Here is a 7,278-nt window from a genome sequence, read left to right as displayed (position 1 = left end):
AGCGTGACCGCACCGGTGCGGGCCCAACCCCCAGGACCCGCGCGCGCCGCACCCCTCCCGTCACCCGGCGAGGACGCGGAAGCGCGCGGTACGGGCCCGCCGGGGCCCGGCCACGCCGCCAGTCGGCGTACCGGTACGCGCAACAGAAAGGGCGCTCCATGACCGCATACGGCCACTTCGCCAGGTCACTGCGACTGCGGCGGCTCTACCGCCACAGCACGGCCGGCCTGATGATCACCCCTCTCGACCACTCGATCAGTGATGGACCCGTGGTGCCCAAGGGCACGACGCTCGACCAGCTCGCCGGCCGGCTGGCCGCCGGCGGCAGCGACGCGGTCGTCGTGCACAAGGGCAGCGTGCGCCACATCAGCCCGGAGCGGTTCGCCGCGATGTCGCTGATCATCCATCTCAACGCGTCCACCAACCAGGCACTCGACCCGAACGCCAAGTACGTGGTGACCGAGGTCGAGGAGGCGCTGCGGCTCGGCGCGGACGCGGTCAGCGTCCACGTCAACCTCGGCTCCGACGACGAACGGCAGCAGATCGGCGACCTCGGGCGGATCGCCGACGCCTGTGACCGCTGGAACCTGCCGCTGCTCGCCATGGTGTACCCGCGCGGCCCGCGCATCACCAACCCGCGTGACCCGGAGATGGTGGCGCACGCCGTCACCGTGGCGTCCGATCTGGGCGCGGACCTGGTCAAGACCGTCTTCCTCGGCTCCACCGCGGAGATGCTCGACCTGACCGCGGCCTGCCCGGTGCCGGTCCTGGTCGCGGGCGGCCCCGCGCTGCCCGCCGAGGAGGACGTGCTGCGGTACGTCCGCGACGCGCTGGCCGGCGGCGCGGGCGGGGTGGCGATGGGCCGCAACATCTTCCAGGCGCAGAACCCGCAGCGGCTCGCGGCGAAGGTCGCCCGGCTGGTCCACCACTTCCCCGAACAGCACTTCGGCCCGGACCCGTTCCCGGCCGCCGACCGGACGGACGAGCGGCTGACGCCCGACCACGCCCCGGATCACCTCGGAGCCCCGGCGCCCTTCGACGAGAACACCCACCACCTTTCCGATCTGACAGGAGGTCCGCATCATGACGGACGCAAAACTGTGCTGGCTTGACGTTCGCGGAACCGGCAACGCCACCGCCGCCGTACTCGAGGAGGCGATGCACCAGCGGATCGACGGCATCGTCGCCGCCGACCCGGCCGTCTTCAACGGACTGCCGCCCACCGTGCGCAAGATCCTGCTCTTCCCCGACGGCCTCGACGCCGTCCCCGCCGACCTCGGCGCCACCGACGTGGTCATCGTCCCCGGCGGCCGGGACGCCCGGTCGGAGCTGATGGCCGCGCACCCCGGCGTGGAGTTCGGCCGGTACGTCGAGATCGTGGACGCCGACACCCTGGAGGACGCCTGCCTGGCGGCCCGCCTGGAGCCGTGGAGCATCCTCGACTTCCGCGACCCGACCAAGATCCCGCTGGAGATCGTGATCGCGGCGGCGACCGGCTCGCCCGGCTCGATCATCACGACCGCGTCCAACACCGAGGAGGCCGAGATCATCTACGGCGTGCTCGAACTCGGCTCGGACGGGGTGCTGATGCGGGCCGACACCGTCGGCAACGCGACCGCCCTGCGCACCGCGGCCACCTCCCGCAGCGGTGAGATCCCGCTGGTGGAGCTGACCGTCGTCAAGGCCACCCACATCGGCATGGGCGAGCGGGCCTGCGTCGACACGACGACACACTTCCGCAAGGACGAGGGCATCCTCGTCGGCAGCCACTCCAAGGGCATGGTCCTGTGCGTCAGCGAGACCCACCCGCTGCCGTACATGCCGACCCGCCCCTTCCGGGTCAACGCCGGCGCCCTGCACTCGTACACCGTCTCGGAGAACGGCCGCACCAACTACCTGAGTGAACTGCACTCCGGCAGCACGGTCCTGGCCGTCGACGTCAAGGGCCGGACCCGTCCGGTCAGCGTCGGCCGGGTGAAGATAGAGACCCGGCCGCTGATCTCCATCGACGCGGTGGCCCCGGGCGGCCAGCCGGTCAACCTGATCCTCCAGGACGACTGGCACGTGCGGGTGCTGGGTCCGGGCGCCGCGGTCCTCAACTCCACCGAGCTGAAGCCGGGCGACACGATCCTCGGCCACCTGCCGACGGCGGACCGCCATGTCGGCTACCCGATCGACGAGTTCTGCCTGGAGAAGTAGTCCGGCGCGGGCCCACCCGCGTAGCACCATCCGCACGATCCGCATCACCTCGCCACGCCCCGGCACCTCTTGTGCCGGGGCCGACGCGGGTGTCCGGACGCTGCCCAGGGGGCCGCTCACAGCAGCCCGTGCTCGATCGCGATACGGGCCGCGTCGAACCGGTTGCGGCCGCCCAGCTTCTTGATCGCGGCCGAGGTCAGATTGCGTACGGTCCCGCCCGCCAGGAACAGCTCCCCCGCGATCTCCTTGACGGTCGCCCCGCCGGCGGTGAGCCGCAGCACGTCCACCTCGCGCACACTCAGCGAGGCATCACCCACGGCCACCGTCCGCAGCAGCGAGGGATCGACCGTCAGACAGCCCCCCGCCACCCCCATCAGCGTCGTGATCAGCTGCGGCAGCCGCGCGTTCTTCGGTACGACGCCCAGCGCCCCGGCCGCGACCGCCCGGTCCACCACCGACTGCGTCGCCGCGCCCACCATCAGCACGACACCGCACCTGAGGTGCTGGGTGCGCACATCGGCGGCGGCCCGCAGGGCCTTGCCGCCCATGGTGGACTCACCGAGCAACAGCACGGTCGGCCGGTGCCGTTCGACGGCGGGAAGCACCGACTCGTAGGACGTGGCGAGCCCCACGACCTCCAGTCCGTCGGCACTGTTCAGGGTCTCGGCGAAGGCTTCCAGGACGAGTTGGTGGTCGCCGGCGACGACGATTCGTACGGACATGTGATCAACCCCCGTATGGTTGACGGATCCGCTGAGCGGCGAATCCTCAGCAGGACTGCGGTCTGCGGTGCAGCAACTGGTCCACGAGCCCGTGGGCCGCCTCCTCATGGCCTTCGGTGCGGTCGGCCATGTCGATCTCGATGTGCCGTGCGCCGGGCGGCAGCGCGGCGGCGACCGTCGCCGACATGGTGCGGTAGGCCGCCGTCCGCTCCCCGGTGCAGGGGGCCGCGGGGATCACCACCACGCAGACGGCGACGGAACCCAGGTCCGCGGCGATCTGGGCGGGCAGCGTGCGGAAGGTGTCGGCCCGTTCGATGTCGGCCCGGTAGGGCAGGGCAACCATCCCGATCTCGGCCAACTCCTTGCAGAGGAAGGCCGCGTTGGTGGCCGCGTCGTCGCCACGTCCCCGGTGCTCCGCCCCGACCACCGCGACCTTCGCGCCGGCGGCACAGAGCCGGATGGTGATGATCCGGCCAATTCCGGTGGTGGCGTCGACGACGAGAACGACACGGCCTTCGAGGGCTTCAGGCGCGTAACTCTCTGCATGGGACACCGCGGCTCCTGAGCAGTTAATGTGTTGAACGTGTGAACTGGTGAGCCAGGGGAGTTGCGTGGTGCGCGACGCGACCTGCGTCGACTGCCACGTGCCTGACTCGGCACGTGCGCAGGATTCGGCCGCGATCCGGGGGAGACACACGTGGACGAGGTTTCGTCGCTCGATCAGGAGACGCTCGCGGTCTACCGCGCGATCCTTTTCCACAAGGAACACGATCCGCTCAAACTCGCCCAACTGCTCGACATGGATACCGGTGGAGTGGAGGAGGCCCTGGGACGGCTCTCGCAGCTGTCCCTGCTCGCACCGTCCCGTGACTCACCCGGAACCCTGCGCGCGGTCAACCCGTCACTCGGCCTGAAGGTCCTGCTCCAGCGGGAACAGGACGAACTGGCCGCGCGCCAGCAGCGCATCGAACAGAACCGCGCGGCACTGGCCGCCCTCGCCGCCGAGTACACGGCCTCCGGCCGCTCCTCCTCCGACCGGACCGAACAGCTCGACAACGTCGACGACATACGGATCAGGCTGGAGGCCCTCGCCGAGTCCTGCCAGCGCGAGTCCCTGGCCTTCCACCCCGTGGGCGGGCTGACCGAGGAGTCGATCGAGGCGGGCCGGCCGCTGAACGAGCGGGCACTCGCCCGCGGGGTCCGGTTCCGTTCGATCTACCTCGACAGCGTCGCCAACGACCGGGTGACCAAGGCGCACGCCCAGTGGATGGCGGAACGGGACAGCGAGATCCGTACCTCACCCACCCTGCCGATGCGGCTGCTCATCGTCGACACGACCGCCGCCGTCGTCGCCGGCCTTCCCGGTCAGGCGGGCCCCTCCGCACTGCTGTTCAGCAGTCAGCCGGTGGTGCTCGCCATGCGGGCCCTGTTCGAGGCGTACTGGGAACACGCGGCCCCCCTGCACGGCCCCGGACATCCGGGCGAGGCCCTGGCCTGCGGGCTCACTCCGCAGGAACGCAAGCTCCTCCAGCTCCTGTCCAGCGGTCTCACCGACGACGCGGTGGCCCGTGCGCTGGGCATCGGGGTCCGCACCGAGCGGCGCATCATGGCCGAGCTGATGGAACGGCTCGGCGCGTCCAGCCGGTTCGAGGCCGGGGTGCAGGCGACGCGTCGGCAGTGGATCTGACGCGCGGCGCCCGCCGTGCCACCGGCCCGCTTCACGAGGAGGCCGGCGGAGCGGGCCAGACGAAGTCGTCCGGCGTGTGCGAACCGCCGCCGTGGCCCGGCGCGACCGGCCACACGAAGTCGCCCGGCATCCGCTGGCCGCCCGACCCGTCCCCCGGCGCGACCGGCCACACGAAGTCGTCCGGCGTACGCGGGTTGCCGCCCGGAGCCGTCGGCCACACGAAGTCCAGGGTGCTGTGCTGCGTCGCCGCCACGCCCACGTCCACGCCTGCGGCCTGAGCGGGAGCGGCCCAGGCGAGGGCCCCCAGCACTCCGGCGGCCAGGGTGGTGACGACTGCGGTACAGCGGGTGACACGGGTGGCTCGGGACATGGCTGGTCTCCATTCCAGGCGTGACGATGACCGGATCGGCAGTGCGTTCGGAGCCAGTGGTGCTCGGCAGCTCCCCCGGACCGGTTCGCGATTTCCGCTTTCCGGCCGCTGAGATGAGATAACCACCGGCGCCGCCGTGCTGTCCGCATCCTGCGAGGCCAGGAAGCTGCCTGGCAGGGAGTTGCCCAGCCGCGGACCGCGCTCGTGGCCGGCCCCCCTCCGGCAACACCCCTTACGCTGTTCCCCTTTGCGCGCCGCCGAGCCGAGGGAGACACCACCGTGGAACGCCGCCCGGACGAGAAGTACCCGCCGATCGAGCCGTACGAGCAGGGGATGCTCGATGTCGGAGAAGGCAACCTCGTGTACTGGGAGGCGTGCGGCAACCCGGCCGGCAAACCCGCCGTCGTCGTGCATGGCGGACCGGGCTCGGGGTGCGCGGAGCGGCCCCGGCAGTACTTCGACCCGGAGCGCTACCGCGTGATCCTCTTCGACCAGCGGGGCTGCGGCCGCTCCACCCCGCACGCGAGCGACCCGGCCGCCGACCTGCGGTTCAACACGACGGACCGGCTGATCGCCGACATGGAGCGGCTGCGCGTCCGGCTGGGCATCGACAAGTGGCTGCTCTACGGGGGTTCCTGGGGCTCGACGCTGATCCTCGCGTACGCCGAGCAGTACCCGGAGCGGGTCAGCGAGATCGTGATCCCGGCCGTGACCACGACCCGCCGCTCCGAGATCGACTGGCTGTACCGGGTCGCGGGGCGGATCTTCCCCGAGGCATGGGACCGGTTCCGGGCCGGGGTCCCGGAGGCCGCGAGCGACGCGACCCCCGACGTGCTCGCCGCGTACGCCCGGCGGACGGAGAGCCCCGACCCGGAGGTGCGGGCGCGGGCGACGGCCGACTGGTGCGCCTGGGAGGACGCGGTGCTCTCCCAGGAGGCGTACACCGGACCGCCGCCGTACAGCGGCCGGCCCGCACGCGCGCAGCAGGCACTGGTGCGGATCTGCGCGCACTACTTCTCCCACGGCGCCTGGCTGGAGGAGGGCCAGCTGATCCGGGACGCCGGGCGGCTGGAGGGGATCCCGGGCGTGCTGGTGCACGGGCGCTTCGACCTGGGCGGCCCGCTGGGCACCGCGTGGGAGCTGGCGAAGGCGTGGCCGGACGCGGAACTGACCGTGATCGACGACGCGGGCCATCTCGGCGGGGCGGCGACGAGCCGGGCGGTACTGGCGGCGCTGGACCGGTTCGCGGACCGATAGCGGGCCCGGCACCACCGGCCCGAGGCGGCCCGGTACCACCGAACAAGGGGCCGGGAATCGACGCTTGGGCAATCATGTAGCGGGCATCGCAGTTGAGTTGAGCGGGGGGCTTTTGATGCGTGGTGAGATTCTCGACGGCAGATACCGGCTGACCGAACCGATCGGCTCGGGGGGTATGGGCCGGGTCTGGCAGGCCGAGGACGAACGGATCGGACGCAAGGTCGCGGTCAAGGTCCTGCCCCGCGTCGACGAGGAGACCTCCGCGACCCGTTTCGCGCGCGAGGCCCGGGTCGTGGGCGGCCTGTCGAGCCCGCACATCGTCACCCTGCACGACTTCGGCGAGGCGCGGGTGGCGGGGGAACGCGTCCTCTACCTCGTCATGGAGCACCTCCAGGGGCACGATCTGGGCGCCGTGCTGGAGAGCCGGCGCCCCGGACTCCCCTCGCCCGCCGAGGTGACGGCCTGGGCCGTCGAGATCTGTACGGGTCTGGGGACGGCGCACCGGGCGGGGATCGTGCACCGGGACATCAAGCCGGCCAACATCTGGCTCACCACCGCCGGGACGATAAAGATCCTCGACTTCGGCATCGCCCGGATGCTGGCCCCGGCCGCCTCGATGACGCGTACCGACCTGACCGCCGTCGGGTTCGTGATCGGCACCCCGCTCTACATGTCGCCGGAGCAGATCCGGGCACCCGAGGTGCTGGACAGCCGCAGCGATCTGTACTCCCTGGGCTGCCTCCTCCATACGCTGCTCACCGGCGGGCCCCCGTTCGACGGGGCCGGTACGGCGGTGCTGGCCCAGCACCTCGGCGACGTCCCCGAGCCACCGAGCGCCCGCCGGCCGGAGCTCGCGGGCTTCCCCGGGCTCGACGCGCTGATCCTGCGGCTGCTGGCGAAGGAGCCGGACGAGCGCCCGGCGGACGCGGCGGAGGTGGCGGCGCTGCTGCGCGCCGCGATCGGGGCCGGGCACCCCGGGACCGTCGTGGCCGCCGAGCCCCCAAAGGCACCGGCACCGACGCCCGCGGCGCCCGCTCCCGGGT

General features: G+C 71.9%; 8 protein-coding genes. 5 read left to right on the top strand and 3 right to left on the bottom strand.

Going from position 1 to position 7,278, the window contains the following annotated elements:
* Nucleotides 1-158: 158 nt before the first annotated feature.
* On the top strand, nt 159-1,112 hold the full coding sequence (locus tag J1C73_RS34310; RefSeq protein WP_207319769.1) for a 2-amino-3,7-dideoxy-D-threo-hept-6-ulosonate synthase: 954 nt from the start codon (nt 159-161) through the stop codon (nt 1,110-1,112).
* Complete coding sequence (locus tag J1C73_RS34305; RefSeq protein ID WP_207319768.1) at nt 1,084-2,199, top strand: 3-dehydroquinate synthase II; 1,116 nt, start codon at nt 1,084-1,086, stop codon at nt 2,197-2,199. Before J1C73_RS34310 ends, J1C73_RS34305 begins: the two co-directional genes overlap by 29 nt.
* Before the next feature lie 116 nt (nt 2,200-2,315).
* On the opposite strand, the gene J1C73_RS34300 is transcribed toward J1C73_RS34305, so the two are convergent.
* The gene (locus J1C73_RS34300; RefSeq protein WP_123460832.1) at nt 2,316-2,921 is read right to left on the bottom strand and encodes a response regulator transcription factor; all 606 of its coding nucleotides are present in this window, start codon (nt 2,919-2,921) and stop codon (nt 2,316-2,318) included.
* Between the two features lie 46 nt (nt 2,922-2,967).
* Nucleotides 2,968-3,474: an SDR family NAD(P)-dependent oxidoreductase gene (locus J1C73_RS34295; protein WP_207319767.1), complete on the bottom strand. Its 507-nt coding sequence runs from the start codon at nt 3,472-3,474 to the stop codon at nt 2,968-2,970.
* 144 nt (nt 3,475-3,618) lie between these two features.
* On the opposite strand from J1C73_RS34295, the gene J1C73_RS35830 reads away from it, so the two are divergent.
* Nucleotides 3,619-4,608 (top strand): helix-turn-helix transcriptional regulator, encoded by a 990-nt coding sequence (locus J1C73_RS35830; protein WP_123460830.1) that lies wholly within the window; start codon nt 3,619-3,621, stop codon nt 4,606-4,608.
* Nucleotides 4,609-4,639: 31 nt separating this feature from the next.
* On the opposite strand, the gene J1C73_RS34285 is transcribed toward J1C73_RS35830, so the two are convergent.
* Nucleotides 4,640-4,978 (bottom strand): hypothetical protein, encoded by a 339-nt coding sequence (locus J1C73_RS34285; RefSeq protein ID WP_207319766.1) that lies wholly within the window; start codon nt 4,976-4,978, stop codon nt 4,640-4,642.
* 279 nt (nt 4,979-5,257) lie between these two features.
* Between J1C73_RS34285 and pip the strand changes: the two genes are divergently transcribed.
* Both pip and J1C73_RS34275 read left to right on the top strand, forming a co-directional pair.
* On the top strand, nt 5,258-6,235 hold the full coding sequence (gene pip / locus J1C73_RS34280; protein ID WP_207319765.1) for a prolyl aminopeptidase: 978 nt from the start codon (nt 5,258-5,260) through the stop codon (nt 6,233-6,235).
* 115 nt (nt 6,236-6,350) lie between these two features.
* On the top strand, nt 6,351-7,278 hold a 928-nt coding region (locus J1C73_RS34275), incomplete at its 3' end, for a serine/threonine-protein kinase (protein WP_207319764.1).

The sequence above is a fragment of the Streptomyces laculatispora genome, assembly GCF_017353455.1.
Classification (GTDB): domain Bacteria; phylum Actinomycetota; class Actinomycetes; order Streptomycetales; family Streptomycetaceae; genus Streptomyces; species Streptomyces laculatispora.
Note: the sequence above shows the minus strand (reverse complement) of the source record. Positions and strands in the feature narration are given on the sequence as shown.